This is a genomic window from Thermomicrobium sp. 4228-Ro, assembly GCF_026241205.1.
GTDB lineage: Bacteria > Chloroflexota > Chloroflexia > Thermomicrobiales > Thermomicrobiaceae > Thermomicrobium.
The window spans coordinates 721,151-747,072 of sequence record NZ_JAPFQM010000006.1 but is presented as its reverse complement, the minus strand read 5'-3'; the positions used below and the strand labels follow the sequence as shown (position 1 = coordinate 747,072).

27 protein-coding genes are annotated in these 25,922 nt (G+C 65.1%); 11 read left to right on the top strand and 16 right to left on the bottom strand.

All coding sequences use genetic code 11. The features are described from left to right. The first annotated feature begins 18 nt into the window (after window positions 1-18). The gene (locus OO015_RS12875; protein ID WP_265941792.1) at window positions 19-2,289 is read left to right on the top strand and encodes a xanthine dehydrogenase family protein molybdopterin-binding subunit; all 2,271 of its coding nucleotides are present in this window, start codon (window positions 19-21) and stop codon (window positions 2,287-2,289) included. A 344-nt stretch (window positions 2,290-2,633) separates the two neighbouring features. On the opposite strand, the gene OO015_RS12870 is transcribed toward OO015_RS12875, so the two are convergent. The 4 genes from OO015_RS12870 to OO015_RS12855 form a co-directional block, all read right to left on the bottom strand. After that, window positions 2,634-2,834 carry a hypothetical protein gene (locus OO015_RS12870; RefSeq protein WP_265941790.1) on the bottom strand — a complete coding sequence of 67 codons (201 nt, stop codon included), beginning with the start codon at window positions 2,832-2,834 and terminating at the stop codon, window positions 2,634-2,636. A gap of 892 nt (window positions 2,835-3,726) precedes the next feature. Beyond that, window positions 3,727-4,275: a hypothetical protein gene (locus OO015_RS12865; RefSeq protein WP_265941788.1), complete on the bottom strand. Its 549-nt coding sequence runs from the start codon at window positions 4,273-4,275 to the stop codon at window positions 3,727-3,729. 8 nt (window positions 4,276-4,283) lie between these two features. Further along, window positions 4,284-4,718 (bottom strand): hypothetical protein, encoded by a 435-nt coding sequence (locus OO015_RS12860; protein WP_265941786.1) that lies wholly within the window; start codon window positions 4,716-4,718, stop codon window positions 4,284-4,286. 70 nt (window positions 4,719-4,788) lie between these two features. Next, window positions 4,789-5,664, bottom strand: a complete 876-nt coding sequence (locus OO015_RS12855) for a histidinol-phosphatase (protein ID WP_265941784.1) — start codon at window positions 5,662-5,664, stop codon at window positions 4,789-4,791. A gap of 288 nt (window positions 5,665-5,952) precedes the next feature. Here OO015_RS12855 and OO015_RS12850 point away from each other — a divergent pair, with 288 nt between their 5' ends. Both OO015_RS12850 and OO015_RS12845 read left to right on the top strand, forming a co-directional pair. After that, window positions 5,953-6,363: a hypothetical protein gene (locus tag OO015_RS12850; RefSeq protein ID WP_265941782.1), complete on the top strand. Its 411-nt coding sequence runs from the start codon at window positions 5,953-5,955 to the stop codon at window positions 6,361-6,363. 13 nt (window positions 6,364-6,376) lie between these two features. Further along, window positions 6,377-7,669, top strand: a complete 1,293-nt coding sequence (locus tag OO015_RS12845; protein ID WP_265941780.1) for a hypothetical protein — start codon at window positions 6,377-6,379, stop codon at window positions 7,667-7,669. Between the two features lie 298 nt (window positions 7,670-7,967). Here OO015_RS12845 and OO015_RS12840 read toward each other — a convergent pair whose 3' ends face one another. From OO015_RS12840 to OO015_RS12815, 6 genes are all read right to left on the bottom strand, one after another. Then, window positions 7,968-9,779 (bottom strand): heme o synthase, encoded by a 1,812-nt coding sequence (locus OO015_RS12840; RefSeq protein ID WP_265941778.1) that lies wholly within the window; start codon window positions 9,777-9,779, stop codon window positions 7,968-7,970. A gap of 99 nt (window positions 9,780-9,878) precedes the next feature. After that, window positions 9,879-11,612, bottom strand: a complete 1,734-nt coding sequence (locus tag OO015_RS12835; protein ID WP_265941776.1) for a cytochrome c oxidase subunit I — start codon at window positions 11,610-11,612, stop codon at window positions 9,879-9,881. A gap of 9 nt (window positions 11,613-11,621) precedes the next feature. After that, on the bottom strand, window positions 11,622-12,173 hold the full coding sequence (locus OO015_RS12830) for a cytochrome C oxidase subunit II (RefSeq protein WP_265941774.1): 552 nt from the start codon (window positions 12,171-12,173) through the stop codon (window positions 11,622-11,624). A gap of 25 nt (window positions 12,174-12,198) precedes the next feature. After that, window positions 12,199-12,357 carry a hypothetical protein gene (locus OO015_RS12825; protein WP_265941771.1) on the bottom strand — a complete coding sequence of 53 codons (159 nt, stop codon included), beginning with the start codon at window positions 12,355-12,357 and terminating at the stop codon, window positions 12,199-12,201. A 530-nt stretch (window positions 12,358-12,887) separates the two neighbouring features. Then, window positions 12,888-14,246, bottom strand: a complete 1,359-nt coding sequence (locus tag OO015_RS12820) for a cytochrome c oxidase assembly protein (protein ID WP_265941769.1) — start codon at window positions 14,244-14,246, stop codon at window positions 12,888-12,890. 43 nt (window positions 14,247-14,289) lie between these two features. Continuing rightward, entirely contained in the window at window positions 14,290-14,766 is a 477-nt protein-coding gene (locus tag OO015_RS12815) for a hypothetical protein (protein WP_265941767.1), read from the bottom strand. 315 nt (window positions 14,767-15,081) lie between these two features. Between OO015_RS12815 and OO015_RS12810 the strand changes: the two genes are divergently transcribed. Continuing rightward, a complete protein-coding gene (locus tag OO015_RS12810; protein WP_265941765.1) occupies window positions 15,082-16,200 on the top strand; it encodes an NDMA-dependent alcohol dehydrogenase in 1,119 nt (372 codons plus the stop codon). 97 nt (window positions 16,201-16,297) lie between these two features. Here OO015_RS12810 and OO015_RS12805 read toward each other — a convergent pair whose 3' ends face one another. Together OO015_RS12805 and OO015_RS12800 are read right to left on the bottom strand one after the other, a co-directional pair. After that, complete coding sequence (locus tag OO015_RS12805) at window positions 16,298-16,525, bottom strand: hypothetical protein (RefSeq protein WP_265941763.1); 228 nt, start codon at window positions 16,523-16,525, stop codon at window positions 16,298-16,300. A 6-nt stretch (window positions 16,526-16,531) separates the two neighbouring features. After that, a complete protein-coding gene (locus OO015_RS12800) occupies window positions 16,532-17,701 on the bottom strand; it encodes an ABC transporter substrate-binding protein (protein ID WP_265941761.1) in 1,170 nt (389 codons plus the stop codon). A 549-nt stretch (window positions 17,702-18,250) separates the two neighbouring features. Between OO015_RS12800 and OO015_RS12795 the strand changes: the two genes are divergently transcribed. Further along, on the top strand, window positions 18,251-18,667 hold the full coding sequence (locus OO015_RS12795; RefSeq protein WP_265941759.1) for a hypothetical protein: 417 nt from the start codon (window positions 18,251-18,253) through the stop codon (window positions 18,665-18,667). Next, window positions 18,660-19,574 carry a bifunctional DNA-formamidopyrimidine glycosylase/DNA-(apurinic or apyrimidinic site) lyase gene (mutM, locus tag OO015_RS12790; RefSeq protein ID WP_265941757.1) on the top strand — a complete coding sequence of 305 codons (915 nt, stop codon included), beginning with the start codon at window positions 18,660-18,662 and terminating at the stop codon, window positions 19,572-19,574. Before OO015_RS12795 ends, mutM begins: the two co-directional genes overlap by 8 nt. On the opposite strand, the gene hpt is transcribed toward mutM, so the two are convergent. Together hpt and OO015_RS12780 are read right to left on the bottom strand one after the other, a co-directional pair. After that, window positions 19,544-20,503, bottom strand: coding sequence for a hypoxanthine phosphoribosyltransferase (hpt, locus tag OO015_RS14115; RefSeq protein ID WP_323053869.1), 960 nt, complete (start codon window positions 20,501-20,503; stop codon window positions 19,544-19,546). The genes mutM and hpt overlap by 31 nt on opposite strands. Window positions 20,504-20,752: 249 nt before the next feature. Then, the gene (locus OO015_RS12780) at window positions 20,753-21,271 is read right to left on the bottom strand and encodes a (2Fe-2S) ferredoxin domain-containing protein (protein ID WP_265941755.1); all 519 of its coding nucleotides are present in this window, start codon (window positions 21,269-21,271) and stop codon (window positions 20,753-20,755) included. 420 nt (window positions 21,272-21,691) lie between these two features. Between OO015_RS12780 and OO015_RS12775 the strand changes: the two genes are divergently transcribed. Genes OO015_RS12775 through OO015_RS12760 form a run of 4 tightly spaced genes read left to right on the top strand, consistent with a single transcriptional unit; the run spans window position 21,692 to window position 23,909 of the window. Further along, window positions 21,692-22,249 (top strand): hypothetical protein, encoded by a 558-nt coding sequence (locus OO015_RS12775; RefSeq protein ID WP_265941753.1) that lies wholly within the window; start codon window positions 21,692-21,694, stop codon window positions 22,247-22,249. Between the two features lie 41 nt (window positions 22,250-22,290). Next, complete coding sequence (locus OO015_RS12770; RefSeq protein WP_265941751.1) at window positions 22,291-22,560, top strand: hypothetical protein; 270 nt, start codon at window positions 22,291-22,293, stop codon at window positions 22,558-22,560. A gap of 36 nt (window positions 22,561-22,596) precedes the next feature. After that, a complete protein-coding gene (locus OO015_RS12765; protein WP_265941749.1) occupies window positions 22,597-23,289 on the top strand; it encodes a TlpA family protein disulfide reductase in 693 nt (230 codons plus the stop codon). Next, a complete protein-coding gene (locus OO015_RS12760) occupies window positions 23,286-23,909 on the top strand; it encodes a TlpA family protein disulfide reductase (protein WP_265941747.1) in 624 nt (207 codons plus the stop codon). The genes OO015_RS12765 and OO015_RS12760 overlap by 4 nt, the downstream gene beginning before the upstream one ends. 10 nt (window positions 23,910-23,919) lie before the next feature. Here the strand turns inward: OO015_RS12760 and OO015_RS12755 are convergent, their stop codons facing one another. After that, window positions 23,920-24,231, bottom strand: coding sequence for a ferredoxin family protein (locus OO015_RS12755; protein ID WP_265941745.1), 312 nt, complete (start codon window positions 24,229-24,231; stop codon window positions 23,920-23,922). 119 nt (window positions 24,232-24,350) lie between these two features. Here OO015_RS12755 and OO015_RS12750 point away from each other — a divergent pair, with 119 nt between their 5' ends. After that, window positions 24,351-24,956, top strand: coding sequence for a TIGR00730 family Rossman fold protein (locus OO015_RS12750; RefSeq protein ID WP_265941741.1), 606 nt, complete (start codon window positions 24,351-24,353; stop codon window positions 24,954-24,956). Here the strand turns inward: OO015_RS12750 and OO015_RS12745 are convergent. After that, entirely contained in the window at window positions 24,953-25,720 is a 768-nt protein-coding gene (locus OO015_RS12745) for a VOC family protein (protein WP_265941739.1), read from the bottom strand. The two genes, OO015_RS12750 and OO015_RS12745, sit on opposite strands and share 4 nt — an antisense overlap. Window positions 25,721-25,922 lie beyond the last annotated feature (202 nt).

Here is a 25,922-nt window from a genome sequence, read left to right as displayed (position 1 = left end):
GAAGGGAGAGCTCGAGCGATGACGACGACACTGCTCGGCAAACCGCTCAAGCGACGCGATGCTGAACCGAAGGTGCGCGGCGAAGCACGGTATACCGACGACCTGCGCATACCGGGGCTCCTCCACGCCCGGCTCGTCACGAGTCCACACGCGCACGCTCGTATCGTCCGCATCGACACCCGTGCTGCCAGCCACTTGCCGGGAGTCGTCGCGGTCCTGACCGGCCAGGATCTCCTGCCACCAGGACCGGAGCCAGCTGAACGAGCCCGGCACCTCCTGGCCCGCGACAAGGTCATCTTCGCCGGTCAGCCGGTCGCGGTCGTGGTCGCCGACTCGCCCTATACCGCAGCCGATGCGGCCGAGCTCGTCGCGGTGGAGTACGAGGAGCTACCGACTGTCGTCGACCCGCTCGAGGCGATGCGTCCCGACGCACCGGCTATCCGCCCGAAGGAACTCGAGGGCGAATGGGCAGAAGCAGGGATGCACGCGACCGTGTCCGGCGGCGAGGAGCTGGATATCCGCCGACTGCCGGCCAACGTCACGAACGCCGTGCGCTTCCAGCGCGGCGACGTGGCACAGGGCTTCGCCAGCGCGGACCTCGTGATCGAACGCACCTACCGCACGCCGTTCGTCCACCAGTCGTATCTCGAACCGCATGCCTCGGTCGCCGTGCCGCGTCCCGACGGCGGTGTCACGATCTACACGAGCACACAAGGCATGTTCTACTGCCGCAACGTGACGGCCACGACCTTGGGCCTCCCGCACGAGCTGGTCACGGTCGTCCCCATGGAAGTCGGCGGTGGCTTCGGCGGGAAGACGGTCTTGCTGGAACCGCTCGTCGCAGCGGTCGCGCTCCGGCTCGGCCGACCGGTCAAGCTCGTCCTCACGCGCACGGAAGAGTTCCTGCTCGCCACACCCGCACCGGCGGCGATCTTCGAGTTGCGCGGCGGGATCCGCCGCGATGGAACGCTGACGACACTTTCGGCACGCGTCATCTTCGATTCCGGCGCCTACCCCGGCGCCCCGGTGAATATCGCGCTGCTGCTCCTAGGGGGCACCTATCGCTGGGAGCACCTCGATCTCGTCGGATACGAGGTCCTGACCAACAAGCCGGGCACCGGGGCCTACCGGGCTCCGGGAGTTCCGCAAGCGACCTTCGCCGTCGAACAACTGGTCGACGAGCTGGCTCGGGGGATCGGTCTGGACCCGCTCGAGGTGCGCCTCCGGAACGCGTCCCGGACCGGTGATCTCCAGCCGAACGGCGTCCCCTGGCCACCGATCGGACTCGTCGAGGTCCTCGAGCGCGCGCGAGAACATCCCCTCTGGCGCGCACGGGAGAAGCGCCCGAACGAAGGCTGGGGACTCGCCATCGGCGGCTGGCCGGGTGGCATCGAACCCTGCGCAGCGAACGTCCGCCTCAACCACGACGGTACCTTCACCGTGACGCTCGGCGCTGTCGACATCACCGGTACGCATACCGTCCTCGCGATGATCGCCGCTGAGGTGCTCGAGCAACCGGTCGAGCGCGTCCGCATCGCGCTCCTCCCGAGCGATGCCGCCCCGTACGCGGGGATGAGCGGCGGGAGCAAGATCACCTACACGGTCGGACTCGCCGTCAAGGCAGCGGCCGAGGAAGCGAAACGGCAGCTCCTGGAGATCGCCGCCAGCGAGCTCGAAGCAGCACCGGAAGACCTCGAACTGGTCGACGGGGCGGTTCAGGTACGTGGCGTGCCCGATCGCCGTATCACGCTCCAGCACATTGCCGCGCTCAGCATGGCGTTCGGCGGTCGGTACGCGCCGGTCTACGGCACGGGCCGGGTGGCCGTGACCCAGCAGTCGCCCGGTTTCGACCTGCAGATCGCGCACGTGCGCGTCGACCCCGAGACGGGCGAAGTGCACCTCCTCGACCTCGTCGCGATCCAGGACGTGGGGCGGGCGCTCAACCCGGCACTGGTGGAAGAGCAGGTGCACGGTGGCGTCGGTCAAGGGGTCGGCTGGGCGCTCCACGAGGCGATGCGCTGGGACGAGAACGGCCGACCGCTCAACCCGACGTTCCTCGACTACGACCTCCCGAAGGCGAGCCACCTTCCGGCGATCGCCGTCGAGCTGGTCGAGGTGCCCTCGCCGGTCGGTCCTTTCGGCGCGAAGGGAGTCGGTGAACCGCCGGTGATACCGACCGCCGCTGCGGTCGCCAATGCCATCGCCGACGCGATCGGCGTGCGCATGACCGAGCTTCCGATCACGCCGGAACGCGTCCGAGCAGCGCTCCAGGAAGCCTCGGCGAGCTGAGGGGGAGCGAAGCGATCGGGTCGCTTGTCACCCGGTCCGATCGCTTCGCGCATGCTCCCAGCGACCGCCTCCCGAGCGGCCACTGCAGCCTGGTCGGGAGCGAACCCGAGCGCAGGGCCCGGTGGCAGTCGCATGGCAGGAACCCGCGCTACCCAGCGTTTCCAGCAGGCAGTGGCTGGGATCGGGGCGGCGCATCTCCCCGATTGCCGGGAAACGGGGACACACAGCGCATTGACGCGCCTGCATGGCCAGGTGGACGTATCGCGTGCGCGTCGGGCGTGGTGCAGCCGTCCGCACGCTCCCCGAGCGAGCCGCGCTAGCAATCCGGTTTGCCCGGTCGGCACTCACGGCTGTGGCGTGATCGAGACGACCGTTACGGACTCGGTCGAAATCGTGCTGCCCTCGATCCGGGCAACACCGAACCAGAGGTAGAACGCCACGAACAGGACAACACAGGCGAGAACGATTGCCCCACTGAGGGTAACAATCCAGAACACGAACCGACGCATCGTCCCGAGCGAGTGTGCCCGCTCTCCGTTCTGCACGGCTCACCTCCCCGATCGCACCGCTAGCGGGGATCGATACGATCGCCCCCTGGCCGAATACCTTCCGTCGGCATAACCAGTCAGTTCAGCCCATGGGTAGGAGTGACTGACGCAGCCGAGCTGCGAGGTCAGGCACAATGCGAAATGCCCTTGCCGGAAATGACGGACGAAGTTATAGCCATTACCATCGGCGGTATTCTGTGCGATATCGCCAACGAATTACCAAAACGGCATAAGGACACTACCTCTGCTCCGGCCACCATAACCTGTTATTGTAGAGCCATTCGAGCACCGCCAAAGCACGACGTGATATTCCCACAATGCGACACCGAATGCATTACGTCCTACAAGAAGGACACCCGCTTCCCAGCAAATTCCCGTTGTCGAGACGAAGTGGTTCCGAGGGCTCGAAATGGCAGCGGGGCGTCCGATAGTGATAGTCGTGCGCTCCGCTGAGAGGTAGTCACGAACGAGCTGCTGCTCTTCAGGAGACAGCTGCTGGAACGCTCCGGCCGGATCGCCAGCCTGCGCCAGCGCAGCCACGATCCGTTCCGCTCGCTCGCGCGTTCAAGTCGTGACCGGCTTCGCTGCCGCGACCGGCGTCGGCACCACCGCGAGGGAGAGCGCGAAGACGAGCAAAGCCGTACGGCGTCGCCAGAGGCTGCGCATCGGAACCCCCTCTCGAATTCCAGAGACGCTCTACCGGTCACGGCGCGTCGTACGTCCAAAATATCAGAGAGAGATGTCAACCCTCAGGCGAGGCCGAGACGCACGCAGGGTGGGACACCGCGCCCTCGTCGAACCCAGCGGGCACCTGGGAGACCGAATACCGGCCTTGCGTGCAGGGTCGAGAAGACCCTGCGCGGTATCCATCGGACACGCGGGGACACATTCAGTCGAAGAACGATTCAGGGATCGGCACGAAGGCAGCATCAGCGAGGAGTTCCTCGCCTTCGCGGGTAAGCCAGGTTCCGAGCACGACCGCGCGGGCGGGGCGCCGCCCGATGCGCTCGAGTATCGCCGCCCGCTCGCGGGCTCGCTGGACGTCGGACGGGCCGACCCCCCAGGAAATCTCGCAGACCAGGTAGACCAGACGCTCCCGCCCGTTCGCCTCGCGTCCCTCGATCACCAGGTCGGCGAGCAACAGCTGTTCCGCTTCCTCCTCGCTGAGGAGCCCGGCATCCACCGCATCTTCGACCAACCGGGTCAGGTCTTCGTTCGTCAGCACACGCGGGCGCCGGACGACCTTGCGGAAGAGTCCACCGAACCGCCGCTCGACGAGGAGCGGGAGAACCAGGCCCTTGAGCCGTCCGAGGTCACGCTCGACCCGACCCATCCGCACTGTGAGGTCGTCGACCCGCTGCGTCAACGCTTCGATCTGCGCTTCCACCCGCTCCATCCGTTGGGTCAACGCCTCGATCTGCGCCTCGACGCGCTCCATCCGTTGCGTCAGCGCCTCGATCTGGGCTTCCGCGTCAGCGCCTCGATCTGGGCTTCGACACGCTCCATCCGCACCGTCAGGTCGTCGACCCGCTGCGTCAACGCCTCGATCTGCGCCTCCACCCGCTCCATGCGCTGCGTCAGCGCCTCGATCTGCGCCTCGACCCGGTCCATGCGCTGCGTCAGCGCTTCGATCTGCGCTTCGACTCGCCCCGCCAGTTCGTCGATCCGCGCAGCTAGTCCAGCTAGAGCACGCTCCATCGCCTCTTGGAACGCTGCCAGATGGGCAGTCAACCGTTCCTGCCCCACCACCAGCGATCGGACGACATCGGGTAACTGCAGGAGTTCCTCCGAGAGCAAGAGAGCCCGTACCGCCGCCCGGAACTCCGGCGAGGTCTCCAGCAAGTGCAGAAACTCTTCAATGTGCTTCGAATATGCACTCACCCAGCTCCTCCCCCTCGCTGCAGCGAAAGCATAGCAGGAGCGTGCCGCGCGCGCCACACCTGCCGTTCGCTCAGGTGTGAGTCGGTAAGGGAACCGGTTGCCAGCCCGCTTCGCTGAGCAGCGATACCTCCCGGTACCCGACCGCAGCGAGAATCTCCTGCGCTTCTGCAAAACCCGCTGTCACGTCCTCCGGCCGGTGCGCGTCCGCACCGATCGTGACGGGAATGGCGAGTTCCCGGCAGCGATGGAGCACCCACTCGCTGGGATACGGCGCCGCGATCGCCCGCCGCAGTCCAGCGGTGTTGAGTTCGATCGGCAAGCCTGTTTCGCGGATCGCCGCCAGCACGCGCTCCACCGCCTGCCGGTACCACGCTGCCGACTCGGAGAAGTACCGCCCGCCAAGGTTCCACTGCTTCACTTTGTCGAGATGCCCGATCACGGCCGGTAGGCCGAGCGTGCTCGCCCAGTGGACGAGCTGCCGGAGGAGCCGGTAGTAGTCTTCGACCAGTCGTCGCACGTCGCCACCGTACACCTCCTCGACTTGCCGGGCGAAGGACTCGGCCGACTCGTCGACCGCCCACGGGTGTCCCTTCCCGTCGCGCCCGACGAAATGGAGGCTCACGACGGCGTAATCGAGTCCCGTGCCGAGCACGACCTCCCGCTGGAAGGCCATCCCTCCCGGTACGAGCAGCGGATCCAGATAGTCGAGTTCGACCCCGAGCCAGATCGGGAAACGCCCCCGCCACCGTTCCTGAGCTGCCCGCACGTCCGTCAGGTACTGTTGGAAACGCTCGACCGTCATCGTCCAGTCGCACGGAAACGGCACCGGTGCGTGCGACGAAAACCCGACCGCAGCGAGTCCCGCCTGCCGCGCTGCAACGATATAGTCCTCGACGCTTCCCGACCCGTCGCAGTAACCAGGATGGTTATGGTAACTCCCGAGCATCGCCTCGCCGCTCCTCTCGCCCGTTTGCGGTACCCCCGAACGCTCAGCCTACTCGACGAGCGAGGCCTCCTCGTGCGCACCGAAGAGGACGCCTGCCTCAGGACTCGCATCACGACTCCGGATCCCGTCAGGCATCCGTCCCGATTCCGAGGCGTCGCGGAGTGGAGGCACCTGTTGACAACTCTCTCTGCTCTGTTGTGCGCGAGTAGACCGAGGGCCGTGCAGTCTCCTGCGCACTCGCCTGCGTAAGCCATCCGACGCCCGGAGCGACCGGGCAAGGAGAGAGCGATGGGACAGTTCTCTCGACTCTGGCTCACTTTGGTTCTCGCGGTGACGCTCCTCGTCCCGCCGGTCCCCGCCAGCAGCACCGCCCGAGCTGAAGCGCAACAGCTGGAACGCGACGCCCAGTACTTGTGGTGGGCTCGAATCCGCGGCGACCACTGGGAGTTTCCGTTCGTCGACTACCGGCCACACGTCCTCGCCATCTGGAGCCGACCGTCCTGTTACAGCCCGCAGTTCCACGGTTCAGCCGGTAACCAGGATACCTGCTCGAGTGGCCACGGTTGCATCGGCCAGTGGACCTGGTGGATGCGGGCACCCCAATCGAAGCTCGGCGTTCCCGGCCGCTGGTGGGTCACGCCGTGGCGAGCCGACCGCCGCAATATTTCGAACTACTCAGCCGTTTGCTGGTTCGACTGAAAGGGTTACGCTCATGGTGCTTCGGCGCATCGTCCTGGTCGCTGTGATCGGGCTCGTGGCGCTCTCGTTTCTGGGCAGCGGGCTCGCGCTCTGGACGAGCCGGCCATCCGCCCCGGTGAGCGTCTCCCGAGCGACGGATCCCGTTCCTCGCCTGCTCGGTCCGGAATCGCTCGCTGTCTGCCACCTCGCCATCTGCGAAATGGACGAGCACGAGTTCGTGCCCGGTTCGGAGGATTGGCAAGCGTTCGCTCGTGCCTACGGCATCACGGTGACACCCACCGCCGCACGCTCGCGCACCATCCTGATCGAGACGATGCCGATCCCACTCGTCCTCGTGCAAACTCTCCTCACCTTCGGCGATCCCGCGCAGGCCCGAGAAGCAGTGCGCCTGAGCGCCGCCAGCTTTCCCGACGCGCGACCGCTCGCGCGCAGTACGCACGCGACAGGTTTCTGGGCATCGACGCACACCTACCAGGACATCAGTGGCGAGAGCACACTGGTTGCAGTCCAACGGGACCGCTTCCTGCTCGTGCTCGAGGCGGCCACGCTTAGAGGGTGGCAGGCATCCCTTCGGTCGACGATCGAGCAGGTTGCCCCAGACCTGGTCGATGCGCTCAGTTCGTTCGGATCCACGACCCCAGAACGCACAGCGATGCGCGAGGCTCTCCTCGCTGACGTGCTGCAGATGACTGGCCTGGAACCGATGACCGTCGCATCTGTCCCCGGACCGCTCGCTGGAGTTCGCCTGACCAGCGAGACCGTACCCATCTGCCGTTTCGTGCCCTGTCGGGCGGAGACGCTCGCACCCGCGCAGGCCAGCGCAGCGCTCGTTCCACTCGCCTTGCCGGGTCAGCCGGTGCTGGAGGCTGCCGAGCGGCTCACGCGGCTGACCCCACCGCTTTTCCGTTCAGTCACACGCCTCGTCATCACGTATCCCGACACGAGAGCAGCCGAGGAAGCTCTCGAACGGTTGCACACGCACCCGCACCGCTGGCCGGATCAGGTGGAAGGGTTCGACACTGGAACGACCGGTCCCGCTGTGATCCTCCAACTGGCCGACGAGTCCACCTCGACCGCGTGGCTCATTCTCGGCGAAGGTAACCGCCTCGTCGCCTTCGCACTCCAGCGTGAGGAAGCACGAGCACGCCACCTATTGGACACTGCCACGGGTGTGGACGATACCCCAGCCGCACGGGGCGAAAGTTGGGAACGGCGGATCGGCGACGAGGCACGGGGCATCAGCGAACTCCTGGCTGTCGTGGCCAGCGTGCGCGACACCGATAGGAGACTCGACCATTCCGGGTGAACAGCGGCACCCCGCAAGCAGGAGCGCGGTGGGGCAGCAGCGACTCGCTCGTTCTGCGCTCTCGTTGGCCACTGGTGGTGGATCGGACAGCCCTCCCGCACCCCGCTGGAGCGGCTTTGGCTCATCGCGCCGCGGCCATATCCGGCACGGGCCTGCGGCTCTGCCTGCAGCGAAACGCCGACGAGTGTGGCCCCACAAGCAACGCGACGCTACCGAGGAACCAGCAGCTCGGGTCGCGTCAGGAAACTCGCGGGAAGGGTACAACCGGCGATGACCGAGAGAAGCGTCTCGCTGTGGCTCAAAACACCACCGCGTCCACGACCATCGCCGCGAAGAGCAGCCCGAGATACTGCATCGAGTACAGGAAGACCTTCTTCGCGAGGCGATCGCTCCGTTCGCGGTAGAGCCGAGCCACCAGCCAGAGGAAGCGGGCGCCGAGAGCCGCTGCTGCGACGAGATAGGGTAGACCGAGCACCCCGAGCGGATAGAAGAGGAGGCTCGTCAGCACCATCGCGGCCGTGTAGACGAGAATCTGCCGCCGCGTTTCCTCCTCGCCCCGCACGGCTGGCAGCATCGGTACCCCCGCTGCGGCGTAGTCGCCGCGCTTGTAGAGGGCCAGTGCCCAGAAGTGCGGTGGTGTCCAGGCGAAGACGAGCAGGAACATCAGCAGCGCAGCGACACTCAGTTGTCCGGTGACCGCCGCCCAACCGACCAGCGGTGGTACCGCACCCGCCGCACCACCGATCACGATATTCTGCGGCGTCGACCGCTTGAGCCAGATGGTGTACACGAAGACGTAGAAGAGATTTCCCGCGAGCGACAGGAGCGCTGCGACCGGGTTCACGAACGCCGTGAGCACATAGACTGCCAGCACGCTCAGCACCACGCCGAAAACGAGCGCGTACTCCGGCGCCAGCCGACCAGCCGGCAACGGCCGGCGTCGCGTCCGCGTCATCACCGCGTCGATGTCCCGATCGACATAGTGGTTGATAGCGCCTGCACCCCCAGACGCCAGCGCCCCACCGACCAGCGTCCAGAAGAGCGTGCCGAGCGCGGGCAGTCCCTGAGCCGCCACGAGCATCGCGCAGAGCGTCGTGACGAGCAACAAGACCATCACGCCCGGCTTCGTCAGGACAGCATAGTCGCGGAGCACCGCCCGGAGGGGGCGGTTGCGCTCCACGCGCGCTCCTGCCCGCGAGCTTTCTCGCTCGAGCACCGGCAACGCGCGGTCGGCCAGCGTCGCCAGGACGAGGAGCACCCAGATGACCGTCGCGACCGCGAGATGCGCGACGCTCACGGCCGGATGCAGGTGGAACCAGATATTGGCTGCCCCGACGAAGACCTGCGCCACCATGAGGACAGCTGCTGCCGACGTCAGCCCGACGACCCACGGTGCATCGCTGCGGACGCGCCGGGCTTGCCAGGCCAGCAAAACGACCGAGAAAATGGCGACCAGCGCGAGCAACCGGTGCGTCAGATGCACGTCGACATTCGTCCAGCCGGTCGGGAGCCAAAAGCCGCCACAGAACGGCCACTCTGGGCAGGCGAACCCGGCCCCACGCTTAGCCGTATACGCACCGCTGAGCATCAGGACGAACACCGTGACGAGCGACATCAGCAGCCAGGGGCGGAGCGGTGAGTGCACGGCGTGGCGAGCGAGAGCGGGAAACCAGGTTCGGAAGGTCAGGATGAGGGCGACCGCGAGATAGCTCAGCGCGACACCGAGATGCAGCGCGACGACCGCTGCTTCGAGGTGCGTCCAAACGGTCACCGCACCGAGGAGCGCCTGCAAGAGAACCAATCCGACCGCGACAAGCGGGAGCCGGTTGACCCAGCGGTCCGATACCCGCGCTCGCCAGCCCACTCCTGCAACTATGCCGGTGAGGAGGATTACCGCGAGCGCGATCAACCGGTGCACGTACTCGATCCAGGCCAAGAGATCCCACCCGGGAACGATGCGCCCATTACAGAGCGGCCATTCCGGACCGCATCCCAACCCTGCACCGGTCACGCGGACCGTTCCGCCGATAACGATCAGCGAATACCCTGCAAGAGCGGTAGCAAGCGCGAGCCAGCGAAGTCCTGGCTGTCCCTCTCCCGACTCACGCATAGCGGCCCCCGACTAACCTGTCGTCTACCGACACGACTCGCTCGACGCGAGTCTACCACAGTGAGCGTAACGCACCGACCGTGAGGACGGTGTCGGAGATCACCCGATTTTCCACGGCACCCGACTCAATTCGAACCACGAGAACCCATAGAGGAAAATGAACAAGATGAGGAAAGCGACCGAAATGACCAGCGTGCCAGGAACCTCAAAGCGACTGTGCTCGCCAGACGCAGCCGCTTCCCCGCTTCCACCAGCGATCACCGGATACGGGCTGAACGCTTCCGGAACGATTCGACCGACGACCGGCCGCGGTGTCCGCTGTCCGACGAAAACGGTCGCGACCGCGACCAACACGAACATCGCACCGCCCACGACAGCGATAATTCCACCGATCCCCATCATCGCCAGGAAGACCGCGATCTCGGGGCGGAGGTCGATCAGGTTCATGCCCAGTGCCGGAGCTGTCGAGAACGTGATATCCCAGTGTCGTCGGGGAACGCCCCAGTGCCCAGCCAACCCCATGCCGATGCCGAAGATCAACATGCCGAACCCGTAGACGTACGGCTGCCACTGGGCAAGCCGGCGGAACAAGAGCTGCCGCTGGAAGATCAGCGGCACCAGGTAGTAGGCGATCCCCATGAACGCTGTTGTCGTCCCAGCGACAACGGTCATGTGGAAGTGGGCTGGAACCAGCAAGGTATTGTGCGAAATCATGTTCACCTGCGGCCCACCGATGATGACCCCGCTGATGCCACCGAGGAGCCCGAAGAGGATCATGCTCACGACGAGCGCCGCGAAACCCGGTTCACCCCAGGGCGCACGACGCAACCACTCGAAGAGTCCACGCCGGTACCCGCGCTCACGCAATGCCAACTCCATCGAGGCCGGGATGCTGAAGGCGTGGATCAAGCTTCCCATCACCGCCGCGTACATGAAGTAACTCGCATTCACGTTCTTCACCCAGGTCCCGAGCCCGGGATCGACCAGCAGATGATGCATCGCGCCCATATTGATGAACAGGACGTACAGCACGATCGCGATCCGGCTCAACCCCTCATTGAGCGGCCGCGCGCCGGTCGTCAGACTCGCCAGCCCGTACCAGACACCGACCATCGCGGCGAGATTCACTTGCTGAGCCCCATGCCCCAGTCCCCAGTAGAGCAAGCGGTAAATACCAGGGTCGACCTCGGGAATGACACCGAGCGTCCAGAGCCAGACTGGGAAAAGAGCCAGCGCACCCGACACCAAAGACCAGAGCGCGATGATGGCGGCTCCCATCAACGCGAAGGTGAAGAGCGGAAGACTCTCCACCTCGCCACGCAGCCGGGCGGCGACGATGTTCAGGAAAAAGTGCACCACTGCCAGGATCGCGCCGACCGCGAACACCAGGACGGCTGCGTAATACCAGTGCGTCTCGGCACGCAGCGGCGGATACGACGTGAACATGACGGTCGCACGCCCGCTCAGCATCAGGAGCGTGGCGACGACGGATCCTCCGAGCATCAGCCAGTAGGCAAGCCAACCGAGCCAGGGGATGACCATCCGCGCACTGAGCAGTACTGTGCTGGCGAAAATCAACCCGGCAACCTCGAAAAAGAGGATCCAAAAGATCAGCATCACCATGCCATGCGTCGAAACGAACTCGTAGAACCGTTGCGGAGCGAGAAGATGGACAGCCTGCCAGCGAGTGAGCGCGATGAGCAACGCCAGAATACCGCCGATCGTCAAATAAACGACTGCTGTTACCGCATTCAGCATGATGAGACGCTCGGCGTGCCGGTCGACCGAGAGCCCTGTGACCTCGCACCGTCGCATCGCACCGATCGTCGCCATGGCCGCACCTCACTCTGTGACGATGACCCGTCCGATCATCAGATGATGACCGAGCCCGCAGTACTCGTTGCAGATCAGGGGGAACTCTCCGGTCTCTTCGGGCGTCAGCCTCAGCACCGTCACGTAACCCGGCAGAACCTGCACGTTGATACTGTGCGGTGGCATCACCAGCGAGAAACCGTGCTGCACGTCGCGCGAGCTGATCAAGAACCGGTACGTCTCACCGCGCTTGAGCCGGATCACCGGCTGCCACGCGAAGGCGCGCGCATCCAGGTACACGTCCCCACCAGCCGGTGGTGCCACGACCGGCACCCCATCGAGCTCCCCGACTCGGTACTGCTTCATGAACGCCTCCGCCTGGGAAGCGAAGGTCGCTGGGTCAACCCGGTACGAACTCAGCCGGTTTTGCTCCTGCCCGATGAGCGGCCAGACGAAGGCGATCATCAGGAACATCGCGACGCCCCAGATGACCGTCAACCACACCCAGAGCCGCTCGTCACGACCCAACCCCTCCCACCAGACACCGCGCGGTTTCGCCAGCGTACTCACCCGGCTGGCCATCGCGATACCTCCCGCTGGACACCCGTCACCGACCGAAGAGCGGGATGAAGCCGAGATCGATCAATCCCCAGATCAGATAGAACAGGGTCGGCACGACCAGTCCCGCCATCAGGATGAGGAAGATGTCGTCCAGGAGCACCTGCGGCCAGGGGATGCGCTCGGCTCGCTCGTCACGATGCTCCATCCTACTCTCCTTCCGTCAGGAGTTCTGTTCTTATAGTGTCGGTTGACGACAATCCGTGTCAAGGGGCAGTGACCACGAGCAGCGTTACAAGAATGTAACAATACTTTCAAAACCGGTATGTACAGAATACCGGAATCTAATCGTCCACATCGACACACACTTCTTCGACAGTCCTGTACCGCTCCTTCTGGTCCCGGCGTCCACGATACCGCGGAGGGCGTCTCGTCGGTCTCGCGAGCGTCGCACCGACCTGGCTCGCGGCAGCCGCTCCCACACCACGAGCTTCCCGAGCCCAGTGGCTCCCCGGACTGACGCTGTCGCGCCAGATGAGATGAGGACGAGCGGTCGTCTCGCGAACCAGAGGGCAGCCACTCGCACAGGCGCCGTCGCCACGCTCCGGCACGGACCATGGACCGGCCAGTCCATCACTCGTCGCCCGTGCTGGACCGAGCGTCCTCTCGCACCGGCCCTCCTCTCGGGGGAACCGTCCTCTCCCCGGAGAGAGCAGTGCGCGGCGACCGAGCTGCGCGCTACTCTTTCACGATGACGAGCCCGGTCATCGACCGGAACGTGGGGCCGCACAGTTCCGTACAGAGGATCGGATATTCCCCTGCCCGATCTGCTCGAATGCGGACCACCGCCACGTGGCCCGGGAGGACCCGCACGGTGAGCCGCCGTCCACCGAGATCGACAAACAGTCCGTGTGCGCTGTCGCGAGCCGAGACCACCAGCTGGTACTCGACGCCACGCTGAAGTTCCAGCAGCGGGTACCAGCCTTCCGCTCGTCCGACGAGCAGGGCTTCGCCGCCGGCCGGTGGAGCGACGACCGGTCGCCCATCGCGCTCGCTGACTCGATACGCCGCGACGAACGCCTCGACCCGGCGCTCGAACGATTGCGGATCTTCGCGTTCCCACTGCACGACGTCACCATCGCGTGCCATGACCGGCGCGATGACACCCAAGCTCAGAAAGACGAGCGGCACCACCGCAAGCGCTGCCACTGCGATCGGAAAGAGAAGACGAGCCGGTTCCGACGCACGCGCACGCCTCGCGACCGTCCCTGGTCGCGCAGACCGCACGAGCAGCACGAGGAGCACCACCGCGTAGAGGCCACCACCACCGACCCACATGATCGCCCCGCCGAGCCGCTGGTCAGCAAGTGGATCGATCCCCCAGAGCGCAGCGGTCTCGGTGTAGGAACGATAGAAGGGGCGTGGAGCCAGCGTCACCGTGGCACAGACCAGATCGGTCGCCATCCAGGTCGCGAAAACGAGCAGGAGGGCAGTCGTCGCCGACAAGCGGCGACGCCGCGGGAAGGGGTCGAGCAACACCCACCAGAACAGGAACGCCCCACCGAGAAAACTCGCGTGTTCCAGTTCGTGCAGTGCAGGGATCCGGAGCGCCGCCTCGTAGAACGGCGGATAGTGCCAGAGCACGAAGGGCCCGACCACCGCAAGGAAGGCGGTGATGGGATGCGCGATCACCCTGAGCGACGCCACGAGGGCGCGTCGTCCGGCTAGCCAGCGAAGTGCTGGTGGCGGCAAGCTGCGAACGAGCGTGCGAGCAGGTTGCCCGAGCGCCAGCAGCGGTGCAGCGACGAGCATCAACAGCGTATGCTGCGCCATGTGGACACTGAACCGCACCGCATTGCCATGATCGGGCGGCCCCATCAGCGCGACCGCCACGGCCTCGAGCCCTCCCAGAAACGCGACGACACGCCAGCGTGACGGGAGTGCCCGGCCAGCCCGCGCTGCGGCCCGCCGGGCCAAGAGATAGCCAGCCGCGATACTCAGGAGGAGAACCGTCAACGGTGGATCGAGATGCCAAGCGCGCAGCGCATCGACCGGCAAAACAGCGGCATGTAAGACGGGAAGGAGCGGCGCCGGCATCGTTCACCCCCGGGGCGCAGGCGCCACTCGCGCGCCCCGCGTGCTAACTGCGCGAAGCCAGCTGCCCCAAGCGCTCTTCGAGCGCCCGAATCGCCTCGCGGTCCCGCGCGACCAGCGTCTCCAGATAGGCCCGCAACGTCATCCGCCCACGCGGCGTCTCGAACTCCTCCTGCCACACCTCGTCGGGAAGATCGCGCACCATGGCGAGCGTCGCCTCGCGCGCTGTCCCGAACTGGCTCAACAAGACCGTCGCCGTCAAACCCGAGACAGCCTGCTGCAGTGTGAGCAGCGGCTCACCCTCATCGTCGAGGATCGTCCGCTCTCCTCGCCGGAGCATCTCCTTGATCGCCTGCGACGCATTGAGTTCCCGGTTGCGGAGACGATAGAGGATACCGAGCGGCGTTGTCGGATCGTCGATCGAGCCCACCCCAGCGTTCATCGCTACAAGGATTGGCCGGAATCGTCGGTTCAGTTCCCGGTAGGTCGCGATGAGTGCTTCGATCACATCTCGATCGGCCATCGATCCCCCCGTCTCCCGCCTACTCACGCGAATCGCTGTCTACCATAGCCGAGAGCCCAGCGACCAGCAAGTACCGCAACGGCTGGGACAGCAACCCAGAGATGCGCCAGAACGGTTCCAGCACGCTTGCGTGTTCCACCCTGACACAGCAGGGTCTTCGTGCTCCCCACCCGGGTGACTCGACCGAGCCGACACAAGTCCTGCACAGGCACGCGCGTTCAACTATACCGAACACTCCGATTGTCACCTACCGACAGCCATGCTACGATTCGGACGGTTCAGCTGAAGTTCAAGGCTAAAGGAACGGAGGATGCGATGAAATCTCGAGCAGCGATCTTGTACGGTCCGACACGCTCCTTCAGCATCGAGGAGATCGAGGTCGACGAGCCGAAAGAAGGGGAGGTACTCGTCAAGCTGGTGGCGACCGGCCTCTGTCACTCCGACTGGCACTTCGCTAAAGGGCAGTCCCCGGTCCGTTTTCCGATGGTCGTCGGGCACGAAGGTGCCGGGATCATCGAGAAGGTCGGCCCCGGCGTCACCGAGGTCAAACCGGGCGACCACGTCGTGCTCTGCTACATTCCTGCCTGCGGCAAGTGCCGCTGGTGCTTGAGCGGACTGGCCGCCCTCTGTGACCGTGGTATCCTGTTAACCCAGGGCACTCAACTCGACGGCACCTTCCGGATGCACAAGGATGGCCAGGACATCGCCCAGTTCGCGCTGGTGTCGGCGTTCAGCGAGTACACGGTCTGCCCGGTCGACTCGGTGATCAAGATCGACCCCGATCTGCCGCTCGACCGCGCCTGTCTGGTCGGCTGCGCCGTCCCGACCGGGTGGGGTGCGGCGGTCAACCGGGCACGGGTGCGTCCCGGCGAGACGGTCGCCATCTTCGGCACCGGTGGCGTGGGGATGAACGCGGTGCAAGGGGCAGCGATGGCGGGTGCCGAGAAGGTGATCGCCATCGATCTCGTGGACTGGAAGCTGGAGAAGGCGAAGGAGTTCGGCGCTACGCACACGATCAACCCCACCCGGGAGGACCCGGTGCAACGCATCATGGAGATTACCCATGGGGTCGGTGCTGACGCGACCATCCTCACCGCTGGCCTCGTCACACCAGCACTCTTGGCAACGGCGACCCGCGCGACGCGCAAGGCCGGGCGCACAGTCATCGTCGGGCTGATCGGGCAAGATCCCAACGAACCGGAGACCCACCCGCTCGACCTCATGTTCATGCTCATGGCCAAAGAGGTATTCGGCACGATTTTCGGCCATAACGTCCCACGCGTCGATATCCCGCGCTTGCTCGACCTCTATCGGGACGGTAAGCTCAAGCTCGACGAACTGGTGACGCACCGCTACCGCCTCGACGAGATCAACCAGGCTTACCACGATCTCGAGGCGGGCAAGGTCATTCGGGGCGTCCTGCTCTTCGACTGAGCGGTAACCGGAGCAGGTCAACGAGGCGGCCCGGCGCGATGCGGGCCGCCTCGTCTCGTGTGAGTGGCAGAGCGACCAGTGCAGACTCATCCCCGGCTCAGAACCGCAGCCAGGTGAGCTGGTGTTTCTCCGTCAGGTTATAGTTCGGCTGCGGCGTCCAGTTGGCCACGACGCCCGGGCGATAGACATGCCAGATCACCGGTCGGTAGACGGAGATCTTCCCGAAGCTCAGTTCAGCGAGCGTAAGATAGTCCAGCTCGTTCACCATCGTCCGCCGCTGCGCTTCATCGCTCTCACGCAGGATTCGCTCGAAGAGAGCGATCAACTCGTCCTACCACAGGCCAGTGAACGACGTATCGGGATCATTCGTCATCCAGGAAGCAAAGGTCGCCTTAGGCTCGTCGAGCCACGGCGCATCGAAACCGAGCACGAGCTGATAGGCGCGATCCTGCAGCCGGCTCACGTACTCCCCGAGCTGGAGAATCTGCGTCTGGACGCGGATACCGATCTGACCGAGCTGGTCAGCGATGGAGCTCGGGGTCGACACGTCCAGGTTGAACGCTAGCAACTCGACATCGAAGCCGTTCGGATAGCCTGCTTCGGCGAGGAGCTGTTTTGCCCGGGCGATATCCGCCGCCTTGTCGCTGCCGAACCCGGGGACACTGCGAACGCGTTCCTCCGGTAAGGCCCAGGCGCCATCGGGATGCATCCAGCCGGAGAGCCGGCTCCGGCCTTCGGTCAAACTCGCGATCAAGCCCTCACGATCGAGTGCGAGCGAAATGGCGAGACGAACGCGTTGATTTTTGAACGCTTCGACGTTCGCGGCATTCGTGTAGAGCGTCCAGACGAGCAGGGTCGGCACACCGACGACCCGAACGTCCGGCTGACTCTCCAGGAGATCGAGCGGTGGTGCCGTGAGCGACCGGTACAGGTGCAGCTGCCCGGCGAGGAACGACTGCGAAGCGGCGTTCCAATCGACCATCGGATACGCGACGATACCATCAAGATACGGTAGGTTCCGATCGTAATAGTTCGGGTTCCGCTCCAGCTCGTAGCTCACCGATGGCGTGTAGCTCTTGAAGCGGAACGGTCCCGTGCCGATGATGTTCTGTGGCTCCCGCAGATCCGCCCCAGACTCGATGAGATGGGCCGGATAGAAGCCACACCACGGGATCGCGACGAAAGAGACGAGCGAGGGATACGGCTCCGTGAGGACGAACCGCACGGTCGAGGGGTCCGGCGCTTCCAGATGATCTACCGTATCGAAGAAGACCGCCGGCGGGCTGTTGACTCCTTCCGGTGGATTGATAATGCGCTCGAAGTTCACCACGACATCGCGACTCGTGAAGGGGCTCCCGTCATGGAACTGCACACCACGGCGCAAGAAGAACGTGTAGACCAGCCCGTCCGGTGATACTTCCCACCGTTCAGCGAGGTTCGGCAGTAGTTTCGTCTGATCGTTCCGAACTGCAGGAGCGAATCGAAGCAGGGATGAAGACACCAGAGATCGGTGCTCGTGCCGGCCTGATGGAGGTCGAAGTTCACCGGATCACCGGGGAGGTTGAACGCGAGGATACCCCCTCGCCGCAGCGCCTCGGTCGGCGTCGGGGCAGGCGTCGCCGCTCCCATCGGTGTGGTGACCGGCGGAGGCGTGCCCGGAGCAGTCATCGACGTCGGAGCTGCACCACCGCGGCAAGCGACCAGGGAGCCGGTGAGGAGCATCGCCCAGGAAGCCCGCAGCAGGTCACGCCGTGTCCACGCCCACATGCTGCGCCCCTTTCGCGTTGTCTTTTCACGAGGAGATGCGTTGGTTCACATATCAATTCATATCACTACCGGAGTCAAGAGCACCCAGACACCGCAGTCTGCAGCCAGCAGGCTCGGGCGCCCCCGTCCGAGCGATGCATCCGCCGCACGGACAGGGGCTGCTCTCGCCTTTACCTCGAGAACCGCGTGCCGACGCGCCCACGGCATGCACGTGCTATGATCGTCAGCGAGGAGCTCCGGACGGGAGCGACCACACCTTCTCTCGGTGAGGGGACGAGCGGCCATGAAGACCGTTCGGCGAGAGCCAACCACACCGCTGCGCTGCCCGCTCTGCCGCAGCGAGCTCGAGGATGTCGTCATACGCCACCTCGGGCAGGTAACGGCACGGTTGCCTTGGCAACTCCATGCTGGGCGCTGTCCGCAGCACGGCTGGTTCCAGGCCGAGGTGATCAGTCGCCCACCGCGCGAGATCTTCCCGGTCACTCGACCAGGCGGTATCGCCCGCCGTATCGTGCTCGAAGGCAAGGCAATCTACGCGTTCCCCACTCTTTGGAACCGGCTGGATACGCGTCAGGAAGTCGATGCGTTCGATCCACGCTTCTGGCAAGTCGACTGGGAACGGCTCGGTATCCGGCCACCGGCTCCAGTCGCGCAGCCGGAGACGACCGCGGTTCCGGCAGGGGGCGGGCACCGTGCCTGAACTCCCCGAGGTCGAAGCAGCCCGGCGCGGGATCGCCGAACAGTTAGTCGGCCGCCGCTGCACCGGCTACGAGCTCTACCGACCTCGCCTGATCGTCGCGCCCGCTGGCCTCACGCTCGATCTCATCGTCGGCGATACACTCCAGGATGTCGGGCGCTGGGGGAAGTATCTCTGGCTCCGGTTCCCGCACCTCGCGTTGCTCGTCCACCTCAAACTGACCGGTCAGCTCGTCGCCCGCGGGTCGACGATCCCCGGATTCGCCGCTGGCCATCCCGTTCCACCCTACGACGCGCCGCTTCCCCACAAGTCGACTGCCTTGCGGCTCGATTTCGCACCCGACGTTCAGCTCTTCCTCACCGACATTCGCCATTTCGCGCGCGTCCAGCTCGTGCTCCCCGAGGAATTGCCGACGACAGTCGCGTCGCTCGGACTGGGCCCCGATGCGCTGAGTCCGGCGTTCACGCTCGAGGCACTCCGCCGCGGACTCACCCATCGCCGTGGCACCGCGCTCAAGGCAGCGCTGCTCGACCAGACGGTCGTCGCCGGGCTCGGCAATATCTATGTCGACGAGAGCCTCTGGGCCGCCCGCCTGCATCCGCAGCGGCTGGTCGGAAGCCTCACTGATGAAGAAATCGAACGCCTGTACGAGGCGATCCGTTCGGTGCTCGCGCTCGCCGTACCGATCGGCGGAGCCGAGATCCGTAACGGTCGTGCTGTTCCGCCGCTCGGCGAATTTCCGTACGTCCACGGACGCGCTGGACAACCGTGCGTCCGCTGCGCTACCCCGATCGTGAAGCGGACGATCGTCGGACGCGGGACATATTACTGCCCGTCGTGCCAACCTGAGCCGACCGGAGACGCGCTCCCGGCAGGCGATCAGGTAGAGACAGCCATCACGGCCTCGTGACGAGACTCGCCCTCCGTGTAGCCGTTCCCGTTCGCTTCGTACACCTCGCGCTTGAGGACACAGATGAACGGCAGGTTGCGGTAGAGTTCGCGATAATCCAGCCCGTATCCGACGACGAACTCGTTGGGAATCGTGAAACCGACGTACTTCACCGGTACCGGTACGAGCCGGCGCTCGGCCTTGTCGAGTAGGGCACAGACTTCGAGACTCGCTGGCTCGCGCTCGCGGAGCGTGCGCAGGATGAAGTCGACCGTGAGCCCGGTATTGACGATATCTTCGACGAGCAAGACATGCTTCCCGCGGATGTCGAGGTCGAGATCTTTGCGGATCGCCACCCCCTGGCGCAGGTCACGCGTGAGCTGCAAGTAGTCGATCGCGAGCGGCCGCGTGATCGCCCGCGCCAGATCAGCGAGAAAGAAGGTGATTCCCTTCAGCACGCCCACCAGCAGGAGCGACTCACCCGCGTAGTCTTCGGAGATCTGCCGGCCCAGCTCGGCCACGCGACGCTGGATCTCCGCCGGGCTCAACAGCACCCGCTCGATCTGGTCCGGCCGGAGCGAGGTGATGTCGACCGAACCGTAACCGAACCGCGAGAGGATCTCGTGATAGTCCTTGCGGTACAGGAGGACGATGTTCACGTGTGGATAGAGTTCCTTGAGGCGACGCACCTTGCGGTGCTTGCGGGTAACCAGACTCTGTTTCATCGTGGTGAGTTCGACGTAGAGGTCTTGTTCGGGGAGATAGAAATCCGGGGTGAACTGCTCGATGACGCGACCGTTTTCCCAGCGGAGCGGGAACGTTCGGGGTTCGTACTCCCAGGCGATGCGATAGAAGTCCAGAAACGCCGCGAACTCAGCTTCTGCCGGGTGCGCGAACCGCCGGAGCTTACCGGTGCCCGGCGGCAGCACCTGCTCTGCTTCTCTCGCCATCCGACCTCCTCAGCATCCGGTCAACCCCCACTCCACCTTCCCTCCCGCTACCACAAGTCTAGCACATTTCCGGAAAAATGTCTTCCAGAACATGGTGCCAATCTGTCACACTCCTCACGGACGAATGACGTGCTGCGTACTCCTCTCCCCACCATCTGCAACACGCAAAATGAGCGTCAGCTCGGGCAATGCCATCCCGCGACCGGAGCACACGGCAGGTCGTTGCTCGTATCTTCTCGATCGCAGGACTCATTCGTCGCTGGCGAGACCATACCGATGCCGCGCTTTGCTCGTCACGGTAATCCGGTCGCCGCCTTCACCGGGCTTGCGGGCGATGAAGCCACGACGGGCCTGCTCAGCGACCCAGGCCTCGTCGAAGCCGTAACGCTGGGCGAGCGCGGCGAACGCATCCACTGAGAGTGGTTCCTGCTCGACGGCTTCGCGATAGAGCGCCCGCCGGCGCGCCTCGTCCTCCGAGTCCGGGCGCAGGAGCAGGCGCTCCACCGGCCGGTCACCCCTGCGCAGTGAGTCGATCAATTCGGCCAGATCGCTCACCTGGACGTTCCGATAGATCCAGCCCGGCGGATAGACGACGATGTTGGGACCGATGTCGCAGAGGTCGATCGAGTCGCAGGTATTGACCATGATCTCGGCATCGAGACCAGCACGCTTGAGCTCGAGGCGCAAGCGCGCGGCGACCTGCTGCGCACCCTTTTGGGTACAGTGGTTGGCTGTGCACACCAGGACATGCAAGCGGCACCAGTACATGGGGCGTCTCCTTTCATGCTGCCCTGCAACGAGTACGCTGGAGGCGAGACGACGCCCGGGAAAAGTCTAGACGTTTCCGTGACCTGGCGCGGCCACGGACGACCCTGCTGTCTCTCGCCAGGAGAAGCCACCGAGCGACGCGTTCTGCGTTGCACCGATGCGAATCCGCGAGCACGCTCGAACCTGCCGAGCGTCTCGCGCGAGCCGAGAATCGGCATCGGGGATCGGGTAGAACGCGGGACACCTCGACCAGATCCGCCAGCGCGCGAGCCAGCCACAGCGACGGAGCCGAGCCGAAGTATACGAGGGTCGAGCCATTTTTCCTTCGCTAGTAAAAAATGAACCTGTTGCATACGGAATTGCGTATGCGTTACACTGTGCCCAGGGCCGGCCTGGGCACCTCGAAAGGCGGAATCAGCGATGGACGAAATCACTGCGGGAACAGCGCGACCAGCGAAGCCGGTCAGTACTGTCCTCGAGAGTCTCGCAACGGTCGGGGCCCTGGCTGTGACCGCCATAGCCTGCTGCAGTTGGCTCGTCATCCAGTGGCTCGCGCTCGCGCTGGCAACGCTCGGCGGCACCGCTGCCTTCACGTATCTCAGCCGGTTCGAACACGTCTTTCTGGCTGCGATCGCCGTGCTGCTCACTCTCGCCGGAATCGTCGCCCGGGATACGTGGTCACGAATCCTGGACGTTGCCCTGGCCGGACTCGCTCTCTGCCTCGCCCTCTTGCGGACGGTTCGGGAGTGGCAACCCACCGCCCTGTGGACCGCTCCACCGCTGAACTGGCTCTTCATCCATCGGCAGCAAGCCCTTTTCGTTGCCTTTACGGGTGCACTCGTGGTTCGACTGCTTCTGGCTCTCCTGCATCGCTGGCAGCGGTCCGCTCAGGCGGCCTGCTGCGCAACGTCCAGCGCAGAGGCAGCACTGCTGGCAGGGCACCACTCCCACGTCTCCGCGAGCGAGGGTGGACCCTAGGCCCTACTCGGTTTCTGGATCGCCGAGTCGGAAGGTCTGCGATGGGTACTGTCCGAAAGATTGCTCTCTTCACGATCCTGACCTTGGCCTGCCCGTGCAGCTGGCCAGTCCTCGCGTTCGTCGGCCTCAGCCTCTCGCGCTCGGTTCCGACATCCGTGCTCGTCACTGGTCTCACAGCGGTTGCGCTCGGAGGCACGCGACTCGTGATGCTGCTGCGCCGGCATCGCTCAGCACGCGGAAAGCTGGAACCGTGCTGTTCCTCTCGCCTGCAGCGTGCATCGCTGCTCGAGAGCCGCTCAGCCGAACGGTAGGCCACGCTGCGGTCTCGCCGGGAATGAGGGGTCGACATGGCGAACATCCGGAAAACCCGAGCCGATCGGAAACTCGTCGTGATCCTCGTCTCGGTTCTGTTCGCCCTGGTCTCTGCCTGCCAGTCGAATCGTGAGCGGACGGCCCAACGACCGCCGGACACGACTCCCGCACGAGCGAGGCGATCGACTCCGAACCCACCTCTCGCGTCCCCATCTCCTGATCGATTCCCGGGCTCGCCTGCCCGCGCCACGACGGTCCCGCGAGTCGGTTCGGTCGTCACTGCGGACATGCTCGACCTGACGGCGTTTCGGGGACGCACGCTCGCCGTCTTGGCGATCAGCTCACGAGGATGCGTTTCGTGCGTTCCCGCGATTCGGTCACTCGAGTCGGTCGCTCAGCAGCGGCCGGACGTCCTCGCGCTCGTGCTCGATCTCGCACCGGGACAGGACGAGAGCGGTCTCCTCGAGCTGCAAAACGCTCTCGGTGTCGAACATCTCGTCTGGGTCGTCGACCCGGACGGCAAGCTCGCGCGCGAACTGGAACTCGCGACCGTCGATCAGCTGCTCGTCCTCGATCCGAATGGCGCCGTGACCTACCGCGGTAGTGCGCTCGTGAACCAGGAGCGATGGGTACCGTTGCTCACCGGTCGCTCTCCAGCGATCCCGTCACCGCCAGGGCCAGCATCCGGCTGCTGTTCGGAGAGGGCAGGAAGGATCCGCACACGATGAGCACCCGGACGACGCGACGCACGCCCCGGTCGCGTGGGCAACGAACCGTGCTCCTCGGGTTCGTGCTCACGCTCGTTCTACTCGGTACCGTCGTCGTTCTCCTGTTTCGAGGCCGCGCGCCCGCTGCGTTACCCGGCACGGCATCGCTTTCGTCAGCTCCGCTCGTGACCCTCACGCTCGACGACGGAAGAAGCACGCTTGAGATCGGTGGACCCAGCAGCGGTCCGGTCGTTCTCTACACCGTAGCCAGCTGGTGCCCCTCCTGCGTTCCCGGTGCCCAGGTGCTCGCGACGCTCGCTCCGGAGTTTTCGACTGTACGGTTCGTTCTTCTGTCCGTTGACCCGACCGATTCACCAGCGATGATGGAGGAATTTCTTCGGCGAGCTGGCATCCCACCTGGCACGCTGCGGTATGCGCTCGATGCGAACGGCACAGCAGCGAGACGTCTCGGCGCCCGGGGCCTCGACCAACTCATCGTCTTCGACTCGGGCGGCCACGTGATCTTCACGGGCATCGGCGCGCCGCAGGAAGAACAGCTCCGCCGTGTGCTGCGATCTCTCTCATCGGATCGCGGTACGAGTTCCGGAGCGGCAGAGCACGCAGCATTGGCGCTCCAGTAGCGAGGGGCAGCTACCCATACCGATACTGGACACCGAAGCCGCCGCGCGGATACGTCCAGGCGATGTTGCGGAACTCGTAACAGACGATCCGGCAGGTGCCGCACTCGACGCAGCCTTCGTAGGAGAACTTCACTCGCCCGTCCGGCAAGGGTGTGTAACAGGCAGCTGGGCAGCAGACGATACACTGCTGCCGCTCGCACTGCAGACAGACGTCCGGATCGATGATCCAGATGTGCGCTCGCTCCCGATCCACATGGTACGGGGTCGTCGCGAGCTTCCGTTCGAGACCTGCCCGGTCGAGGATCGGATCGACGACACGCACCGGCCCACTCCGATCGCTTCCACGGCAGTCTACCACGCCTTTCCGCGCATCGGCATCGCAAGGTACACTCAGCGGGCCGGGGTTTCCTGCCCCGCAGTCGATGGAAGGCGGAACTCTCCATGGCGGATCGTCGCACGCCGATCGAGCGCGTCTGTATTTTCTGTGGGTCACGGCTCGGCAACCGGCCGATTTACCGGAGCCACGCGGCACGTGTCGCTGGACTGCTGGCCGAACGCGGTATCGGGATCGTCTACGGCGGTGGCAGTATCGGGCTGATGGGGGTCGTCGCCGATGCCGCATTGCGCGCGGGCGCTGAGGTGATCGGTGTCATTCCGGAAGTGCTGATGGCGCGCGAGTTCGCGCACCCGAACCTCACGCGACTGCACGTCGTCCGCACCATGCACGAGCGGAAGGCCCTCATGTCGGACCTCGCCGACGGGTTCATCGCACTGCCCGGTGGCTTCGGGACGCTCGACGAGCTCTTCGAGATCGTCACCTGGGCTCAGCTCGGGATTCACAGCAAGCCCGTCGTGCTGTTGAACTCCGGCGACTACTATCGACACCTTCTCGCGAGCCTCCGGCACGCTGTCGAGGAGGGATTCATCGCCCCGGAACATGCCGGACTGCTCGCCGTGACGGATGACCCGGAGGAAGCTGTCGAAGCCGTCCTGACCTACCGACCACCGGTCGCCATCCCACGCTGGATGGGACGCGAGGAACGCTAACCGTCGAAGCGACGGAGCTGCAGGCGGGCAGCGCCGAGCTGCACGTCGTGCTCTGTCCAGGCCCAGAGCCGCGCCAGCACCGGCCCCGGCCCGAGTCGCCCGAGCCGCTCGGCTACGAGCGGATGGGTTCCAGCCTCGGTGAGCAGGACACGATGCGGCCCCACGACGAAGCGATGCACCGGTATCCCGAGGCTCGGATCGATTTCCTCGCTACCGATACTTCCAGTCAAGGCACGCCAGAGGTCGACCGCAGTGGGAAGTTCCGCGACCGCAATCAGCACCTCGGCGAGGCCACGAGCACCATTGGCATGTTCTGCGAAGCGCCCATGCGGCACCCGCTCGCTCCGTGGCGTCACGTCTTCGATCAAGAACGGGAGGACGCCAGTCAGTTCCTTCGCAGGCGTCGCGTTCTTCCAGGCGATCACGACGCCATCGGGCCTCCGGCGGCTCCCCTCGCTCACCTGGTAGGCCAGGCCGCGCTCGGCGAGCCGGCGCACTTCCGCGTCGAGGCCGTCGACCAGGAGACACAGATCGATGATGCCACCACCCGGCGCGACGAACCGGTACCAGCGGTGATCCGGGTTCGCCTCGCGGAAGGCGAGCAGTTCCAGATAGGAACCATCAGCGAACCCGACCAGCGCATTGTGCGTTCCCGTCGGATGCTCCCCACCGCGGACGACCGTAAAACCGGCATGCTCCGCTAAGGTCACTGCCTCCTCGAGCCCCGGAAACAACACCACGAGGTGATCGATCTGTCGGAGCACGGGTGTTACTCCTTCCACTCGGCCCTCGCTCCAGAGCAGCAGTGTACCCAACTCGGTGCTGTGCCCGGTGGTGTCTTGTCGGATTCGGTATCGGTAGGCTACACTGCACGGAGCCGCGCCTGCGGCGTCTCGTTCCTGGAAACTCCGCGAGGCGACCGGTTTGCGTGCCGGCCGTCCCGCGGGGGTTCCACCGAGAGCTGAC